14 protein-coding genes and 2 tRNA genes are annotated in these 15911 nt (G+C 69.0%); 7 read left to right on the forward strand and 9 right to left on the reverse strand.

Annotated features, from left to right (window positions below):
- Window positions 1-49 precede the first annotated feature (49 nt).
- Together ABIC28_RS23815 and lysA are read left to right on the forward strand one after the other, a co-directional pair.
- The gene (locus ABIC28_RS23815) at window positions 50-1072 is read left to right on the forward strand and encodes a beta-ketoacyl-ACP synthase III (protein ID WP_354581177.1); all 1023 of its coding nucleotides are present in this window, start codon (window positions 50-52) and stop codon (window positions 1070-1072) included.
- 104 nt (window positions 1073-1176) lie between these two features.
- Window positions 1177-2520: a diaminopimelate decarboxylase gene (gene lysA, locus ABIC28_RS23820; RefSeq protein ID WP_097211486.1), complete on the forward strand. Its 1344-nt coding sequence runs from the start codon at window positions 1177-1179 to the stop codon at window positions 2518-2520.
- Here lysA and ABIC28_RS23825 read toward each other — a convergent pair.
- On the reverse strand, window positions 2517-3707 hold the full coding sequence (locus ABIC28_RS23825) for an NAD(P)/FAD-dependent oxidoreductase (protein WP_354581180.1): 1191 nt from the start codon (window positions 3705-3707) through the stop codon (window positions 2517-2519). The genes lysA and ABIC28_RS23825 overlap by 4 nt on opposite strands.
- Before the next feature lie 80 nt (window positions 3708-3787).
- Entirely contained in the window at window positions 3788-4729 is a 942-nt protein-coding gene (sigJ, locus tag ABIC28_RS23830) for an RNA polymerase sigma factor SigJ (protein ID WP_354581182.1), read from the reverse strand.
- 166 nt (window positions 4730-4895) lie between these two features.
- On the opposite strand from sigJ, the gene ABIC28_RS23835 reads away from it, so the two are divergent.
- The gene (locus ABIC28_RS23835) at window positions 4896-6530 is read left to right on the forward strand and encodes an AMP-binding protein (protein ID WP_097211488.1); all 1635 of its coding nucleotides are present in this window, start codon (window positions 4896-4898) and stop codon (window positions 6528-6530) included.
- 61 nt (window positions 6531-6591) lie between these two features.
- Here the strand turns inward: ABIC28_RS23835 and ABIC28_RS23840 are convergent, their stop codons facing one another.
- Entirely contained in the window at window positions 6592-8436 is a 1845-nt protein-coding gene (locus ABIC28_RS23840) for a helicase HerA-like domain-containing protein (protein ID WP_097211489.1), read from the reverse strand.
- Between the two features lie 117 nt (window positions 8437-8553).
- Between ABIC28_RS23840 and orn the strand changes: the two genes are divergently transcribed.
- Both orn and ABIC28_RS23850 read left to right on the forward strand, forming a co-directional pair.
- Window positions 8554-9153, forward strand: a complete 600-nt coding sequence (gene orn, locus ABIC28_RS23845) for an oligoribonuclease (protein WP_209926901.1) — start codon at window positions 8554-8556, stop codon at window positions 9151-9153.
- An 89-nt stretch (window positions 9154-9242) separates the two neighbouring features.
- Window positions 9243-9315: transfer RNA gene (locus ABIC28_RS23850), tRNA-His, on the forward strand.
- 146 nt (window positions 9316-9461) lie between these two features.
- Here the strand turns inward: ABIC28_RS23850 and ABIC28_RS23855 are convergent.
- Window positions 9462-10607, reverse strand: a complete 1146-nt coding sequence (locus ABIC28_RS23855) for a L,D-transpeptidase (RefSeq protein ID WP_373560250.1) — start codon at window positions 10605-10607, stop codon at window positions 9462-9464.
- 366 nt (window positions 10608-10973) lie between these two features.
- On the opposite strand from ABIC28_RS23855, the gene ABIC28_RS23860 reads away from it, so the two are divergent.
- A tRNA-Lys gene (locus ABIC28_RS23860) sits at window positions 10974-11046 on the forward strand.
- Between the two features lie 93 nt (window positions 11047-11139).
- On the opposite strand, the gene ABIC28_RS23865 is transcribed toward ABIC28_RS23860, so the two are convergent.
- Together ABIC28_RS23865 and ABIC28_RS23870 are read right to left on the reverse strand one after the other, a co-directional pair.
- The gene (locus ABIC28_RS23865) at window positions 11140-11625 is read right to left on the reverse strand and encodes an Rv1443c family protein (protein ID WP_354581185.1); all 486 of its coding nucleotides are present in this window, start codon (window positions 11623-11625) and stop codon (window positions 11140-11142) included.
- Between the two features lie 8 nt (window positions 11626-11633).
- The gene (locus ABIC28_RS23870; RefSeq protein ID WP_077042185.1) at window positions 11634-11855 is read right to left on the reverse strand and encodes a DUF3618 domain-containing protein; all 222 of its coding nucleotides are present in this window, start codon (window positions 11853-11855) and stop codon (window positions 11634-11636) included.
- A 127-nt stretch (window positions 11856-11982) separates the two neighbouring features.
- Between ABIC28_RS23870 and bcp the strand changes: the two genes are divergently transcribed.
- Window positions 11983-12456 carry a thioredoxin-dependent thiol peroxidase gene (gene bcp, locus ABIC28_RS23875; RefSeq protein WP_097211554.1) on the forward strand — a complete coding sequence of 158 codons (474 nt, stop codon included), beginning with the start codon at window positions 11983-11985 and terminating at the stop codon, window positions 12454-12456.
- A gap of 15 nt (window positions 12457-12471) precedes the next feature.
- Here the strand turns inward: bcp and ABIC28_RS23880 are convergent, their stop codons facing one another.
- The 3 genes from ABIC28_RS23880 to gadC are packed head-to-tail and all read right to left on the reverse strand — an operon-like array spanning window position 12472 to window position 15818.
- Window positions 12472-13818 (reverse strand): dipeptidase, encoded by a 1347-nt coding sequence (locus ABIC28_RS23880; RefSeq protein ID WP_097211555.1) that lies wholly within the window; start codon window positions 13816-13818, stop codon window positions 12472-12474.
- Between the two features lie 33 nt (window positions 13819-13851).
- Complete coding sequence (locus ABIC28_RS23885; RefSeq protein ID WP_097211492.1) at window positions 13852-14349, reverse strand: hypothetical protein; 498 nt, start codon at window positions 14347-14349, stop codon at window positions 13852-13854.
- Window positions 14349-15818 (reverse strand): glutamate/gamma-aminobutyrate antiporter GadC, encoded by a 1470-nt coding sequence (gadC, locus tag ABIC28_RS23890; RefSeq protein WP_097211493.1) that lies wholly within the window; start codon window positions 15816-15818, stop codon window positions 14349-14351. Before gadC ends, ABIC28_RS23885 begins: the two co-directional genes overlap by 1 nt.
- Between the last annotated feature and the right edge of the window lie 93 nt (window positions 15819-15911).

A 15911-nucleotide genomic window follows, 5' to 3' on the forward strand; every position in this document is an offset into this window, starting at 1 on the left:
ACCCATGCTGAAGCGGCAAGGCAACATCCGCCCCATCAGGAGATGAACGATGGCCGCCCCGATCACCGTCACCACCGGCTCACCACACAGCGCCATCCTCGGCCTAGGGGTGTACCGGCCGTCCCGCATCGTCGACAACGCCGAGATCTGTCAGAGCATCGACTCCAGCGACGAATGGATCCAGACCCGGTCCGGGATCAAGACCCGACGGTTCGCCGGGCCGGAGGAGTCGATCCTCGAGATGTCCGTCGCTGCGGGACACCGCGCGCTGGCGTCGTCCGGGGTGGCGCCAGAGCAGTTCGGCTGCGTGATCGTCGCGACGTCGACCTACCTGTACCAGTCGCCGGCCGTCGCCCCGCAGATCGCGCACCGGCTCGGCGTCTACGGGGCCGCGTTCGACGTCTCGGCCGGGTGCGCCGGCTTCTGTCATTCCCTGGCGGTCGCCTCCGACATGGTCCGCGGCGGCAGCGCGGAGCACGTCCTGATCATCGGTGTCGAGCGGATGAGCGAATGCCTCGACCTGACCGACCGGACGACCGCGTTCATCTTCTCCGACGGCGCCGGGGCCGTGGTGGTGGGACCGTCGCACACTCCCGGGATCGGACCGGTCGAGTGGGGCTCGGACGGGTCGCAGGCGAACGTGATCTGCCAGGCACCGTCCTGGGATGTCTACCGCGACAATCCGACCGGACCACGGCCGACCGTCAAGCTGGACGGGATGGCCGTGTTCCGTTGGGCGGCATTCGAGATGGAGAAGGTGGCCAGGGCCGCGCTGGACCGGGCGGGCGTTGCGCCCGAGCAGCTGGACGCCTTCGTCCCGCACCAGGCGAACCTCCGGATCACCGACATCATCGCCAAGCGGCTGGGCCTCTCGCCCGATGCCGCGGTCGCGCGCGACATCGTCGAATCCGGGAACACGTCGGCGGCGTCGGTCCCGCTGGCGATGGACACGCTGCTCCGGTCCGGCGAGGCCCCCGCGGGCGGCACGGCCCTGCTGATCGCGTTCGGGGCCGGGCTGTCCTACGCCGCGCAGGTGGTCAGGTTGCCTGCGAACGCCGATTCGTCAGGATGACGTCAAGCCGTGACGGGTCGGCGTCAAGGTCGCGTCAGGGGCCGCGTCCACGCGCCCGAACGCGAGTACTCCGGAGGGTGAACCATCACCCCTAGGAGAACCCGGTGACCCTTCTCGACATCTTCCCGTCGCTCCGCTCCGCCATGTCCCCGCGGCTCGATCCCGCGGTGTGGCCGATCAACACCCACCACGACGAGCAGGGCCGGATCACCGTCGGCGGCGTCGCGTTGTCGGATATCGCCGACCAGTACGGAACGCCAAGCTACGTGATCGACGAGCTGGACGTCCGGCACCGCTGTCGCACCTACCGCGAGATCTTCCCGGAGGCCGAGATCGCGTACGCCGGAAAAGCGCTGATGACCAGGGCGCTCGCCTCCTGGGTGAGCCAGGAGGGGCTGGCCCTGGACGTGTGCTCGGCCGGGGAACTGGCCATCGCCCTCTCGGCGGGCGTCGACGCGCGCCGGATCATCATGCACGGCAACGCCAAGACCCCCGCCGAACTCACCGCCGCCCTCGACGCGGGCGTCGGCCGCATCGTCATCGACTCGCACACCGAGATCGCGGTCCTCGGCTCGGCGCTCGACCACAAGCAGGACGTGCTGGTCCGGGTCACCCCGGACATCGACGTGCACGGTCACCGCGCGGTCCGCACCGGTGTGGCGGACCAGAAGTTCGGGTTCCCCATCGATCACGGCCAGGCGGACGCCGCAATCGCGCGGGTACTCGACCAGCAACACCTGAACCTGATCGGCCTGCACTGCCACCTGGGGTCGCAGATCACCGATCCCGAGCACTTCGGCGCCGCGGTGCACCGGATGATCGCCCAGATGGCTCAGGTGTACCACGATCACGGACTGATCCTGACCGAGCTCAATCTCGGTGGCGGCCACGCGGTCTCGTACGGATTCGACGACATGCCCCTTGACCTCACCCTGCTCGCCGCGACCATCGAGGACGCGCTCGACGAGGCCTGCGCGCGGCACCGGTTCCCGCGGCCGCGGATCACCCTCGAACCGGGCCGTGCCATCGTCGGCAGGTCGGGCGTGACGGTGTACCGGGTCGTGTCCGTCAAGCAGATCGAGGGCGGGCGCACCTTCGTCTGCGTCGACGGCGGCATGAGCGACAACCCCCGCGTCTGCCTCTATGCGGCCAGGTACAGCGTCGCCCTCGCCAACCGGCATCCGGTGGGCGCCCAGATACCGGTCACGGTCGCGGGTCGACACTGCGAATCCGGTGACGAGCTGGCCGTCGACGTCGCCATGGCCGCGGACGTGCGCCCCGGCGATGTGCTGGCGATCCCCGGCACCGGCGCCTACCACCACGGCCTCGCGTCCAACTACAACTCGGTGGGCAGGCCGCCGATCATCGCGGTGTGCAACGGCTCGGCGCGCGAACTGATCCGTCGCGAGACGATCGACGACCTGCTCCGAAGGGAATCCTCGCTCTAGCCGCGTCGCGGGGTGACGAGGCCGGACTCCGCTACGCCGGTTGCCGCAACGTGCCGGCGGCGGCTCGGCATCAGCAGGGTCGGATGACCGATGCCCCAGGCCGCGCCCGAGCAGACGAGCTCCTTGATGCGTGCGGCGGCCCTGCCCGTGATCGCGGTGGGCTTGGCCTGGTCATCGGGAGTCACGGGCTGGATGATTCCGTCGCGGCGCCCCAGGCTGATGCACTGGAAGTTGTAGCCGATCGTGGTCTCGGGGACCTCGCGACCGGTCAAACGTGCGGCGAGGGCATCGGCGGCCTGCCACGCCGTCGGACCGCCCGAGGCGCAGGACATCCGCAGTGGCTTACCGCCCGCACCCTCGGCGAGCACAGCGTCGCCGACGGCGTAGACATCGGGGTGCGAGACCGAGCGCATGCTGCGGTCGACCACGATCTGTCCGTTGCCGGACACCTGGAGTGCGGTGGCAGCCGCGAGCGGATGCGCGGCGAAACCCGTTGTCCACACGGTCATATCGGCCGGGATCTCCCTTGCGGCACCGTCGATCACGGCGCCGGCGGTGACGCGTGTGATGTCGATGTGGTCGTGGACCGTGATGCCGAGCCGGTCGAACGTGCCGCACAGATGACGCTGGGCCTTCTCACTCAGCCAGTCGCCGACGCCTCCGCGAGCGGCGATCGAGATCGCGAGATCCGGGCGGGTCTCGGCGATCTCGGTGGCGGCCTCGATGCCGGTCAGGCCGCCGCCGACGACCACGACCGTTGCGCCCGGGGACAATTCGTTCAGCCGCGCGCGCAGCCGCAACGCGGCCTGCTTGCCTGCGACGCTGTGGGCGTGCTCCGAAACACCGGGGACGCCGTGGTCGGCGCCGACGCTCCCCAGGGCGTAGACGAGGCTGTCGTAGCCGAGGGAATCGCCGCCGTCGAGATCGACGGTCTTGCGATCGACGTCGACCGCGGTGACCAGCGCGGTCACGACCTGCACGCCGGTGCCGGCGAAGTACTCGCGCAGCGGGCGGGGGCGCAGATCCTGACCGGCCGCGAGTTGGTGCATGCGCACCCGTTCGACGAAGTCGGGGTCGGCATTGACGAGGGTGATCAGGGCGTCGTCGCTGTGCAGTCGCTTGGCGAGACGGCCGGCGGCGGTGGCTCCGGCGTACCCGGCTCCGAGGACGACAATGCGGTGCTTCATGGCTCGCTCCTATCGGTGTGGACTCACCTCATGAACCGGATAGGCGCGCGATCCCTGACACGAACGCTATGTGATGTGGGTCACCACGTCACAGCGAGCGGGCTGTGCGGACCCTCCGCCTCCCACTGGCGCGTGATGCGGCCCAGCTTCTCGGGGTTGACCTGGATGTGGACCGCCGCGATGCCGTCCGGAGTGACGTCGAGGGCGAAGACGGCGAAGACCCGCTCACCGACCTGCGCCAACACACCGGGACCACCGTTGACCACGCAGGCATAGAACACCGGATCGCCACCGACATAGCGGCGCTTGGCGTCGGTCAGACGGAAGACGTGGCTCAGGTAGCGCGCGATCTCGAGCGCACCGAGGACCGGCGTCTTGCGGGCCGGGATCCGGCCACCGCCGTCGGCCATGCCGACCGCGTCGTCGGCGAGCATCCGGATCAGCGGATCGGTGTCGCCGCTGAGGACCGCGGCGAGGAATTCCTCGACGATCCGCCGAGTGGCGGCCTCGTCGACCGTGGCGCGGGAACGCCCGGTGACGTGCTGCTTGGCCCGCCGGTAGATCTGCTGACAGTTCGACTCGCTGAGGCCGAGGATCTCGACGATCTCGCGGTGGGGGTAGCCGAACGCCTCGCGCAGCACGTAGACAACGCGCTCGTTGGGCGAGAGGCGCTCCATGAGCAGGAGCATCGCGAGGGAGACCGACTCGCGCTGCTCGGCGGTGTCGGCCGGACCGAGCATCCGGTCTCCGGCGAGCACCGGCTCGGGGAGCCACTGTCCCACATAGGTTTCCCGCCGGGCCCTGGCCGAGGTGAGCTGATTGAGACAGAGATTGGTGAGCACCTTCGTCAGCCACGCCTCGGGCGTCTCGATCCGGTCCCAGTCCGCCGCGTGCCAGCGCAGGTAGGCGTCCTGCACCGCGTCCTCGGCGTCACCGGCCGACCCGAGCAGCCGGTAGGCGATCGCCTCCAGGCGACCCCGGGAGGCTTCGAACAGGTCGGCCTCGTCGGCACTGAGTGTCATCGCCCCATGGTCGGCCATGCGCGCGGACGGTGTCCACCCGCCGGCCATCGGTCACCCACACGAGCAGTCGGGCACACGCCCATTGGCACGATCCTTACCGCCGAGTAAGTTACCGGGGGGCTGTGGCCGTCGCCATAAGACCCCAGATCGAGGAGGAACCGCCGAGATGCCGAGCGTTACCGGAGCAACCGACCTACTCAAGGGACTCGTCCCCGTCACCAAGGCGGGCATCGTCGGCCCGATGGGCCCGAGCAGGCTCGCCGGCGTCGTCTCCGCCTGGTACCAGTGGGACTTCACCGCGGGCGGCCTGCTCGCGGTGGCCGCGCGCCGCGACGGCGACCGGATCGCCGTCATCGACGACCGGGGGCCGATCAGCTACCGGCAGCTCGATGAGGACGCCCACGCGCTCGCCGCCGCGCTGCACGGGCGTGGGCTGCGCGAACGCGGGCGGATCGGCATCCTGGCCCGCAACCACCGCGGCTTCCTGATCGCGATGGGCGCGTCCGCACGGCTCGGCACCGACCTGGTGCTGCTGAACACCGGGGCCTCGACCACCCAGCTCGCCGAGGTGCTTGCGGAACAGAAGATCGACTGGCTGCTGGTCGATTCCGAGTTCACCCCGCTGCTGACGGACACGGCCCCCAGCGTCGCGGTGTTCGCCGACGCGGAGCCCGTGGAGGCTGCGAAGGCCTCGGACCTGGTGGGCTTCGAGGATTTGCTCGTGGACGGGCGGCGGAGCACCGCGCCGCTGGCCCGCCGTCCGAGGCGCGGCCGGATCGTCGTCCTCACCTCAGGCACGACGGGCACGCCCAAGGGCGCAAACCGGCCGGAACCGCGCAGCTGGATGCCCGCGTCCGCCCTGCTCTCGCGGCTGCCCCTGCGCAGCGCCGAGACCACGGTCGTCGCATCGCCGATCTTCCACACCTGGGGCCTGGCCGCCGCTCAGGTCGGCCTTGCCCTGCGCTCGACCATGGTGCTCACCCGCCGATTCGACCCGGCAGGCACCGTGGCCCAGGTCGCCGCACACCGGGCCACCGCGCTGTGGGTGGTACCGACGATGTTGCAGCGGATCACCGACCTGCCTGCCGGTGATCGGGACGTCGATCTCTCCACGCTGCGGGTGATCGCGGCCAGCGGCTCGGCGATCCCGACCGGGGTGGTGCACAAGACCTTCGAGGTGTTCGGGTCCGTGCTGTACAACTTCTACGGCTCCACGGAGGTGAGCTGGGCGTCGATCGCGCAGCCGCACGAGCTGCGTGAGCACCCCACCACCGCCGGCCGTCCCCCACTCGGGACCGTGGTGCGGATCCTCGACGATCGCGGCCACGAGGTGCCGCACGGCACCGTCGGCCGTGTCTTCGTCTGCAACGGAATGCTGTTCGAGGGCTACACCCGCAGCGGGAGCGAGAAGGAGATCAGCGGCGGGCTGATGTCCACCGGCGACCTGGGGCACTTCGACCCGACCGGTCTGCTGTTCCTCGACGGACGCAGCGACGACATGATCGTCTCGGGCGGCGAGAACGTCTACCCGCGCGAGGTCGAGAACCTGCTCAGCGAGCTGCCCGGGGTGCTGGAGAACGCGGTCGTCGGCATCGACGATCCGGAGTTCGGCGCGCGGCTGGCCGCCTACGTGGTGCGCACCGACGACCCCGACGGCGCGGGCCTGACGGAAGACGGGATCAAGTCGCACGTGAAGGCGCACCTCGCCCGGCACTGCGTCCCGCGCGAGGTCGCGTTCCTCGACGAACTCCCCCGCAACCCGGCGGGCAAGGTAGTTCCCCGCTTGCTCCCGAAGGGCTAGGCGGCTGCGCCGCCTGTGCGCGGTTGACGAGTCCATGGACTCGTCAACCGCGCACAGTGCGTCAGCGCTTGCGGCGGCGGCCGGTGCCGAAGATCGAGCGCGAGATCTCGCGTCCGGCGACGGTGGCCGCCGACCGCAGGAAGCTCTTGACCGCCGCGTTCTCCATGATCTTCTCCACCGCGCTCGGCTCGTCCGGCGGCGGGGGCGGCAGGTCCGGCAGATCCGGCAGGGCGGGCGGCAGGTCGAGGCCGTCTACGTTCGGCGCGCCGGACACACTCGCCGTCAGCTTCTCGTAGGCAGATTCCCGGTCGATGGTCTGGCCGTACTTCGCGTGCAGCGGGCTCGCCGCGGCCGCCGCCCTGATCGCCGGCTCACCGATGGTGTCCATCAGCGACCGCGGCGGCGGGATCTTCGCCCACGCCACCGGCGTCGGCGCGCCCTTCTCGGACAGCACGGTCACCACCGCCTCACCGATGCCGAGCGAGGTCAGTGCCTTCTCCAGGTCGTAGTGCTCCGTCTTCGGGTAGGTGCGAACCGTCTTGTTCAGCGCCTTCTGATCGTCCGGGGTGAACGCGCGCAGGGCGTGCTGGATCCGGGCGCCGAGCTGCGAGAGCACGTTGTTGGGAACGTCCGTGGGCAGCTGGGTGCAGAAGAACACACCGACGCCCTTCGAGCGGATCAGTTTGACGGTCTGCTCCACCTGCTGCAGGAACGCCTTCGAGGCGTCCGTGAACAGCAGGTGTGCCTCGTCGAAGATGAAGACCAGCTTGGGCTTGTCCACGTCGCCGACCTCGGGCAGCGTCTGGAACAGGTCGGCGAGCACCCACATCAGGAAGGTGGAGAACATCACCGGGCGGGCCGCCTGCGCGCCCAGCTCGAAGAGCGTGATGATGCCCTTGCCGTCCGGCCCGACCCGCAGCAGATCCTCGGTCTCCAGCTCCGGCTCGCCGAAGAAGGTGTCGCCGCCGTCCGCCTCCAGGTTGACCAGCGCGCGCAGGATCACGCCCGCGGTGGCCGAGGAGACACCGCCGATGCCCTTGAGGTCGGCCTTGCCCTCGTCGGAGGTCAGGTGCGCGATGACCGAGCGCAGGTCCTTGAGGTCGAGCAGCGCGAGGCCCTGGGTGTCCGCCCAGTGGAAGATCAACCCGAGCGTGGACTCCTGGGTTTCGTTGAGCCCCAACACCTTGCTCAGCAGGATCGGCCCGAAGCTGGTGATGCTCGCACGCACCGGGATGCCGATGCCCTCGGTGCCGAGCGAGAGGAACTCGACCGGGAACCCGGTCGGCACCCAGTCGGTGATGCCGGTCGAGACGGCCCGCGCGACCATCTTCTCGCTCGACTCGCCTGGCGCGGAGAGCCCGGACACGTCGCCCTTGACGTCGGCCATCACCACGGGCACGCCCGCGGCCGAGAGCTGCTCGCAGATGCCCTGCAAGGTCTTCGTCTTGCCTGTGCCGGTCGCGCCCGCGACCAGTCCGTGCCGGTTGATCGTGGCGAGCGGAATCCGGACGCGCGCAGCGGGATCCACGACGCCGTCGACGATCACCGTGCCCAGCTCCAGCGCCGCGCCCTCGAACGCGTAGCCCGCGGCGATCTCCTGCGCGGCAGGGCTCGGGGCGGCGGCGGTCTCGACCGGGGCGGGGGCCGCTGCGGCGGGCGTGGCTTCGGCCGCCGGACCGTCGGCGGGAGCGGTTTCGACCGGCGCCGGCTTGGCCGGGGTCTTCGCCGCCTGGACCCGCGCTGCTTCTGCGGCGGCCTGCTCCGCGGCCTCTGCCGCCGCCAGCGCCTCCGCCGCAACGCGGGCGGCCTCCTCGGCAGCGGCCTTGGCGGCCTTGGCCTTCTCCTCGAGCGATACCGAGTCCACCTGTGGAGCGGATTCACCGGATGAGGTTGGATCCACCGTCATTCATGCCCTCCTCGGAGCGACAACGTCGTCGAATGTGTCCGCCGCCGCCCAGCCGACCGGGCCCGCGAAGCGACCAGTTGACCTTAACCCGGCCATCGGCTGACTACTGTGTTCATGGTGCAGGACAAACTTGTGTGGATCGATTGCGAAATGACCGGACTGCGGCTCGGCACGGACAAGCTGATCGAGGTGGCCGCGCTGGTCACCGACAGCGATCTGAACGTGCTCGGAGAAGGTGTGGACATCGTCATCCACGCCGACGACGCCGCGCTGGCCGACATGCCCGACGTCGTCAAGGAGATGCACGAGCGCTCCGGACTGACCGAGGAGGTGCGCCGGTCGACGGTGACGCTCGAGGAGGCCGAACAGCAGGTGCTCGCCTACATCCGCGAGCACATCCCCGCCGCGGGCACCGCTCCCCTGGCCGGCAACTCGATCGCCACCGACCGCGGATTCCTCGCCAGGGACATGCCCGCACTGGACGAGTACCTGCACTACCGGATGATCGACGTCAGCTCGATCAAGGAGCTGTGCCGCCGCTGGTATCCCCGGATCTACTTCGGTCAGCCGGAGAAGGGGCTCGCACACCGAGCGCTGGCGGACATCCAGGAATCCATCCGCGAACTCAAGTACTACCGACGGACCGCGTTCGTCGCGGAGCCCGGTCCCACCACCGACGACATCGCCGCGGTCGTCGAGGATCTGGTCGCCGAATAGATATCGATTGGCATTCCGGCGACGAGTCAGGCTAATATCGTGCACGCCGATACGGAGCAGCCCGCGAGGGTGAAACCGCGCCGGCAATGGTGACTGTAGTTCAGTTGGTAGAGCACCAGGTTGTGATCCTGGCTGTCGCGGGTTCGAGTCCCGTCAGTCACCCGAAGAGAACGCCCCCCGACTCCGGTCGGGGGGCGTTCTCCGTTTCCGGGGCATGCACGGACCCTGAGACCCGGCGCACCGGTCCGTACAACGCGAAGGGCCCCGCACCCTGTTGTGGGTGCGGGGCCCTCGCTACGGCCGCGAGATCAGGCGTTGCCGGCCTTCCAGGTCGCCCACGGGATGTTCCAGTCGCCGAGGCCGTCGGTGCCGGGCAGCGTGCCGCCGACGGTGTTCTTCACGATCGCCAGGTCGCCGCGCTTGGTGTTCTCGAACACCCATCGGGCGTTGGCCGGACTCAGGTTCAGGCAACCGTGGCTCGTGTTGGTGGAACCCTGCTCCCCCACCGACCACGGCGCGGAGTGGAAGAAGATGCCGCTGTACGACATTCGGGTCGCGTAGTCGACGGGAGTCTTGTATCCCTGTGGGGAGTTCACCGGGACGCCGTACGTGGACGAGTCCATGATCAGGTGCTCGAAACGGTCGCCGATGATGTACACACCGTTGTCGGTCGGCGAGCTGTCCTTGCCCATGGACGTCGGCATCGTCATGACCACCTGGCCGTTGCGCTCGAAGGTGACCTGCTTGGTGTTGTCGTCGGCGTACGCGATCATCGAGTCGCCGATCCGGAACTCGCGGTGCTCGTTCGCCTGACCGAACAGGGTGCCGCCGAGGTTACGGCCGAAGACGTTGACGTCCACGGTCACCGCGGTGCCAGGGGCCCAGTAGTTCTCGGGGCGCCAGCGCACCTCGCGGTCGTTGACCCAGTAGAAGGCGCCCGGCACCGGCGGGTTGGTGACGACCGTGATGGCTTCCTGCGCGGCCTTGCGGTCGGGGATCGACTCGTCGAACTGCACCGCGACGGGCTGACCGATGCCGACGACGTCCCCGTCCCCCGGCATCACGTACGGCTTGGTGATGTTGCCCGGCGAACTCGTGGTGAAGCTCGACACCGTTGTGCTCGCGCCGCCCAGCCCGAAAGCGTCGGCCTGAAGACGGTATTCGCCATTGTACTTGAGCGGCTGCGTGTTCACCCAGGATTGACCGTCCGGGGCGATGGCGCCTGCCACCGGGTCGCCGGACTCGTCGAGGAGCGTCACCTTCGACAGCTTGCCGTCCGCCACCCGGACCGCGACGGGGTCGCCAGGCGAGTACCCGACCGCGCCGTCCGCGACGGCGGAGGTCACCTTTGGCTTGATCAGCTCGAACACCGGGTTCAGGTCGATGGCCGCCTGCGCGGGCGCCGCCTCGGCATCCTCACCGAACTGCACCGTGCACCCCGTCGCCACGAGCATCGCTGCCGCTGCGAGAGCCACCGCACTCAGCGTTCCCCGTATGGTCGCCACCCTGATCCCCACCCTCATGTACTCGAAGCCACTAAACACACCATCCACAACCGGCCGCCACAGGGCGCACACCGGACGCGCAGAGCTGTGAACTGCCATGATGCCAGGCTCGGCGCCATGCCAGCCAACAGCGTCCCGGCCGACCCAATAACGTTCACATTCCAATCGCCGCCCGGGCCGCGAGTGTTACCCCGTACAGGCCCCTGACCAGCCCGTCGAGTGCCGACGGGGGGCTGATTTGCATTCGCTCGGATCGCTCGTCTAATGTTCTCCACGTCGCAGAGAGCGGGGCGCGAGTCCCGAGCGAGTGACAATGCGCCTATAGCTCAGTTGGTAGAGCAAGTGACTCTTAATCACTGGGTCCGGGGTTCGAGTCCCTGTGGGCGCACACGAGAAGGCCCCGACCATCACGGTCGGGGCCTTCTTTGTTGTCGGTTGGGGGCCGGCATCGTTGAGGGAAGGGCAGACCGGGGTTCGGTGCTCAGTTCGCGAAGTGCCGTCGCAGCTTTCGGTGCCGGTGCGCGAAGAACCCGCCGATCACCCGCTCCAGCAGCCCGGGCAGCCCGGGGACCGCGGCGATCGGACCGCGCGGCTCGAAACGCACGCGGTCGTGCACGAGGGTCGCTCGCGCGCCCTCGGCGGTCAGGGTCCGCTCATGTTCCCATGTCCGCATCGAGGCCATCGTCGAGCGCTCGAGGAACCGGTGGCCCGGCTCCAATTCGGCGAGCATCAGGTCGTCATGGTCGAACGGGACGATGCCGAACAGGTACAGCCGGCATCGTCCGACCTTGCGGCCGACCTCTACGGTGTCCACCGTCAGCCCCCGAGCGCCCCTGGGCATCGCCATCCGCAGCAGCGGCATCATCTCGTCGTTGATGCCCTGCGGGGTGACGATCCGCGCCCAGACGGCCTCGCACGGCGCCTCGACGACCGAGGTCCGCTCGAAGGTGCGGAATCGGGTGGACACCGCGTCGATCAGCGGAAGATCTTGCGCAGCACCAGTACCGCGACCAAGGCGCCCGCGCCGATCAGGGCGAACTTGACCGGCGGTTCGTTGATCTTGGCGACCAGGCCCGCCTTGGCGTTCTCGACCAGTCGCTTCGGGTTGGTGCGGACGCTCAGTTCGTCGAGCGTGCTGGCGAGCTGGTTGCGCGCCTGCTCGATGTCGCGCTCGATGCTCTCGGTGTCCCTGGGCACGTGGATCCCACTTTCTCTCATCGTCGATCTTGCTTGGTCATGACCGTACCGGTGCGGCGCGCGTGTGCGCAGGGAGGAACCGCCGACGTCCGGTGTCACGGCCGGGGCTGCCAGTAACCTGGTCGGCGTGACCGAGAACATCAGACTCGCCGCCGGGGACACCGCGCCCGGATTCACCCTGCCCGACGCCGACGGCAAGGAGGTCTCGCTCGCCGACTACCGCGGACGCAAGGTGATCGTGTACTTCTACCCGGCGGCCAGCACCCCCGGCTGCACCAAGCAGGCCTGCGACTTCCGCGACAACCTGGCCGAGCTGAACGGCGCGGGCCTCGACGTCATCGGCATCTCCCCCGACAAGCCGGCGAAGCTGGCCAAGTTCCGCGACAACGAGGAGCTCACCTTCCCGTTGCTGTCGGATCCGGAGCGCGAGACGCTCAAGGCCTGGGGCGCGTTCGGCGAGAAGACCATGTACGGCAAGACCGTGCAGGGCGTGATCCGCTCCACCTTCCTGGTCGACGAGCAGGGCAAGATCGAGGTGGCCCAGTACAACGTCCGGGCCACCGGTCACGTCGCCAAGCTGCGCCGCGACCTGTCCGTCTGAGCCCGGCCGCGTAGATCAACGGGTGGCGGCGAACCGTCCGAGGAACAGCGCCTCCGCGACCGCGAGGTTCTCGATCTCGGACGGGTCGACGCTCTCGTTGGGTGCATGGATGAGGCAGCGCGGCTCCTCGACCCCGAGCATCACGATCTCCGCACCGGGGATCATGGTCGCGAAGACGTTGCAGAGCGGGATCGAGCCGCCCTGCCCCACCGTGCCGAGCGGCTTCCCGAAAGCCTCGGCCATGGCGTCGGCCAGGGCCGCGTAGCCGGGCCCGTCCGTACTGGCGCGGAACGGCGATCCGATCTGCTCCGGTTCGACCGTCACCCGCGCACCCCACGGCGCGGCGGCCTCCAGGTGTGCGATCAGCGCGTCCTGCGCCTTCTGCGGATCCATCCCGGGCGGTACCCGCAGATTCAGTCGCGCCGACGCCCTCGGCTGGATCGCGGCGGCAGACCCCACGACCGGCGGGCAGTCCATCCCGAGGATCGTCAGCGCGGGCCTGGCCCACACCGAATCCGCGACCGAACCCGATCCGGGCAGGCCGACCCCGTCGAGCACCCCGGCGTCGGTGCGGAACTGCGCCTCGGCGTATTCGGCGCCGTCCCACCGCTGCCCGGAGTCCAGGCCCTCGACCACGGTGTTGCCGTCCTCGTCGCGGAGCGTGGCCAGCATCTGTACCAGCGCGGCGAGGGCGTCGGGCGCGGGCCCGCCGAACATCCCGGAGTGCACCTCGCCCGCCATCGTCTCGACGTGCACGACGACATTCGCCATCCCCCGCAGGGTGATCGTCGCCGTCGGCTCGCCGACCTCGGCGTTGCCGGTGTCCACCACCAGGATCATGTCGGCCTCGAACAGTTCGGGGCGCTGTTGCACCAGCTCCTCGAGGCCACCGGTGCCCATCTCCTCGGAACCCTCGGCCACCACCCGGATGCCGACGGGGAACGGCGTGCCCAGCGCGCGCAATGCGAGCAGGTGCATCACGATGTTGCCCTTGCAGTCCGCCGCACCACGCCCGTACCAGCGGCCGTCGCGTTCGGTGAGCTCGAACGGCGGGGTGTGCCACAGCTGCTCGTTGCCCGGTGGCTGAACGTCGTAGTGGCAGTAGAGGAGAACCGTCGGAGCGCCCTCGGGCCCCGGCTGGTGCCCGACGACAGCGTTCGAGCCGTCCGGGGTCTCGATCAGTTCGACCTGCCCGATCCCGGCCGCGACGAACGCGTCCCGCACCCAGTTCGCCGCGTCCGTGCACCCCTGCGGCGGGAACTGACGGGGATCGGCCACCGACTTGAAGCCCACCAGCGTCGCGAGCTCCGTGCGCGCCGTGGGCATCAAGTCCCTTACCTTGGAGCGAATCTCGTCCGGCATTGCCACCTCCTGGGCTGTCACCGACGGCTCCCGCTAATTGCCGTCGACAAGTTTCAGATCGTTCAGGGATTCCTCGAACTCGGCCGACTGCTCCGGGCAGTAGACCTCGATCACCAACCGTGCCCCCGCCACCGCGTCGTGGGTCGCGAGAATGGGACGCTGGCCGGGTCCGGCGGCACCGCTGACCAGTTGCTGATTGAGCACACCGGCCTTGAGTGCGCTGCCGGGATCGGTGCACGCGGCACCGCCGTCCGATCCGAGCACCCGCGCTGTCGCCTCGACGTCGAGAGCGCCCAGGCCCGCCGCCTCGAACTGCGCCGCGAGCTCGGTGGCCTTGGCGTCCGCCTCGTCGGTGCGCTTGTTCTCGTTGAAGGTGACCAGACCCCAGGCCGCCAGCCCGACGAACACCGCGAAGGCCGCCAGGTAGAGGATCCAGTGTCTGTTCTCCGGCCGCTTGTGCAGATCGTCGACGGGGGCGACGCTCACCTCGCCGACCTCTGGCCGTGTGTCGCCGTCCTCTGGTGTGGTCATCACGCCTCCTTCTCCAACGGGTCTGCCGAGACTTCCTGTTTCCATGACGGTTTGCGCAGGGCCAGGATCAGGAGCGGGACCCCGATCCCGACGATCCCGAACCCGCCACCGACGATGAGGATGTAGACGAAGACGCTGCCGCCGCCGAACTGAGAGGGCGGCACGAACCCGATGCAGAATGCCGCGAGGCTCGAGACGATGCCGACCCAGCAGAGCAGGAAGAGCGCGGGCGCGCGGTAGCCACGCGGCTGCTCCGGCCGGTTCTTGCGCAGCCGCATCGCGGCCACGAACATCAGCAGATACACCACGAGGTAGACCTGGGTGGTGATCACCGACAGGATCCAGTAGGCGCTGGAGACCTCCGGGATGAAGGCGTACAGCAACGCGATGAGGGTGGTCACCGCACCCTGTGCGACCAGGATGTTCTGCTGGACCCCGTGCTTGTTCAACCGCTGCAGGATCGGTGGCAGGAACCCGTCCTGCCTCCCGATCATGAGCAGCCCCTTGGAGGGCCCGGCCAACCAGGTCAGCATCCCGCCCAGCGATGCTGCGATCAGCATCAACGCCAGAATCGGTGTCGCCCATCCGAATCCGAAGTGCGCGAAGAAGATGTCGAACGCCTGCATCACGCCCGCGGTGAGCGAGAGCTTCTCGGCAGGCACCACCCAGCTGATCGCGATGGCGGGCAGGATGAAGATGGCGAGCACCAGGCCCATCGCGACGAACATCGCGCGCGGGAACTCCTTGGCCGGCTTGCGCAGGCTGGAGACGTGGACGGCGTTCATCTCCATTCCCGAGTACGACAGGAAGTTGTTGACGATGAGCACCAGGCTCGCGATGCCGGTCCACGCGGGGAGCAGCGCGCTGAACTCCATCGGCGCGGCGGAGGGGTTGCCCTGCCCGAGGAACACCACGCCCATGACGATCAGCAGCACGCCCGGGATCAGGGTGCCGAGAACGAGTCCGGCGCTCGAGAGTCCGGCCACGGCCTTCATCCCTCGCGAGGAGACGAAGACCCCGGTCCAGAACAGGGTGACGATGATGATCGCGGTGTAGAGCCCGTTCGAGGCCAACGCCGGATTGATCACGTAGGCGAAGGTGCTGGCCACGTAGGCCAGCAGCGTCGGGTAGTAGAAGATCGTCATCGCGAACTGGCACCAGACGGCGAGGAAACCCGCCTTGTCGGAGATGCCCTCGCCCACCCAGCGGTAGACCCCGCCGGACCAGCCCGAGGCGAGCTCGGCCGCCACCAGCGAGGTCGGCAGCAGGAACACGATCGCCGGAACGATGTAGAGGAACACGCACGCGAGGCCGTATATCGCCATCGACGGCGCGGAGCGCAGGCTGGCAACCGAGCTCGTGGTCATCATCGCCAGCGCGATCCAGGTGATGTATTGCTGCCGGGGCGCGACGGGGAGTCGCCTCGGCGTCGCGGCGCTGTCCGCCGGACCCTCTGTGTCAACGCTCATCGGTTCCCACCAATCGACGTCGTACCGGGTCACCGACGCGACCGCGGGCTTCCCCCTTGCACTATTCCCCCGGCGCAACGGATTTGCAGCGGA

The organism is Rhodococcus sp. PvR044 (assembly GCF_040548995.1).
Taxonomy (GTDB): Bacteria; Actinomycetota; Actinomycetes; order Mycobacteriales; family Mycobacteriaceae; genus Rhodococcus_G; species Rhodococcus_G oryzae.

Coding starts and splice junctions, on each gene's coding strand:
- ABIC28_RS23815 (WP_354581177.1), top strand. CDS start 50: ATGGCCGCCCCGATCACCGTCACCACCGGCTCACCACACAGCGCCATC.
- gadC (WP_097211493.1), bottom strand. CDS start 15,818: ATGAGCGTTGACACAGAGGGTCCGGCGGACAGCGCCGCGACGCCGAGG.
- ABIC28_RS23840 (WP_097211489.1), bottom strand. CDS start 8,436: ATGACGGTGGATCCAACCTCATCCGGTGAATCCGCTCCACAGGTGGAC.
- sigJ (WP_354581182.1), bottom strand. CDS start 4,729: ATGACACTCAGTGCCGACGAGGCCGACCTGTTCGAAGCCTCCCGGGGT.
- ABIC28_RS23825 (WP_354581180.1), bottom strand. CDS start 3,707: ATGAAGCACCGCATTGTCGTCCTCGGAGCCGGGTACGCCGGAGCCACC.
- ABIC28_RS23885 (WP_097211492.1), bottom strand. CDS start 14,349: ATGACCACACCAGAGGACGGCGACACACGGCCAGAGGTCGGCGAGGTG.
- ABIC28_RS23855 (WP_373560250.1), bottom strand. CDS start 10,607: ATGCTCGTGGCGACGGGGTGCACGGTGCAGTTCGGTGAGGATGCCGAG.
- ABIC28_RS23835 (WP_097211488.1), top strand. CDS start 4,896: ATGCCGAGCGTTACCGGAGCAACCGACCTACTCAAGGGACTCGTCCCC.
- ABIC28_RS23880 (WP_097211555.1), bottom strand. CDS start 13,818: ATGCCGGACGAGATTCGCTCCAAGGTAAGGGACTTGATGCCCACGGCG.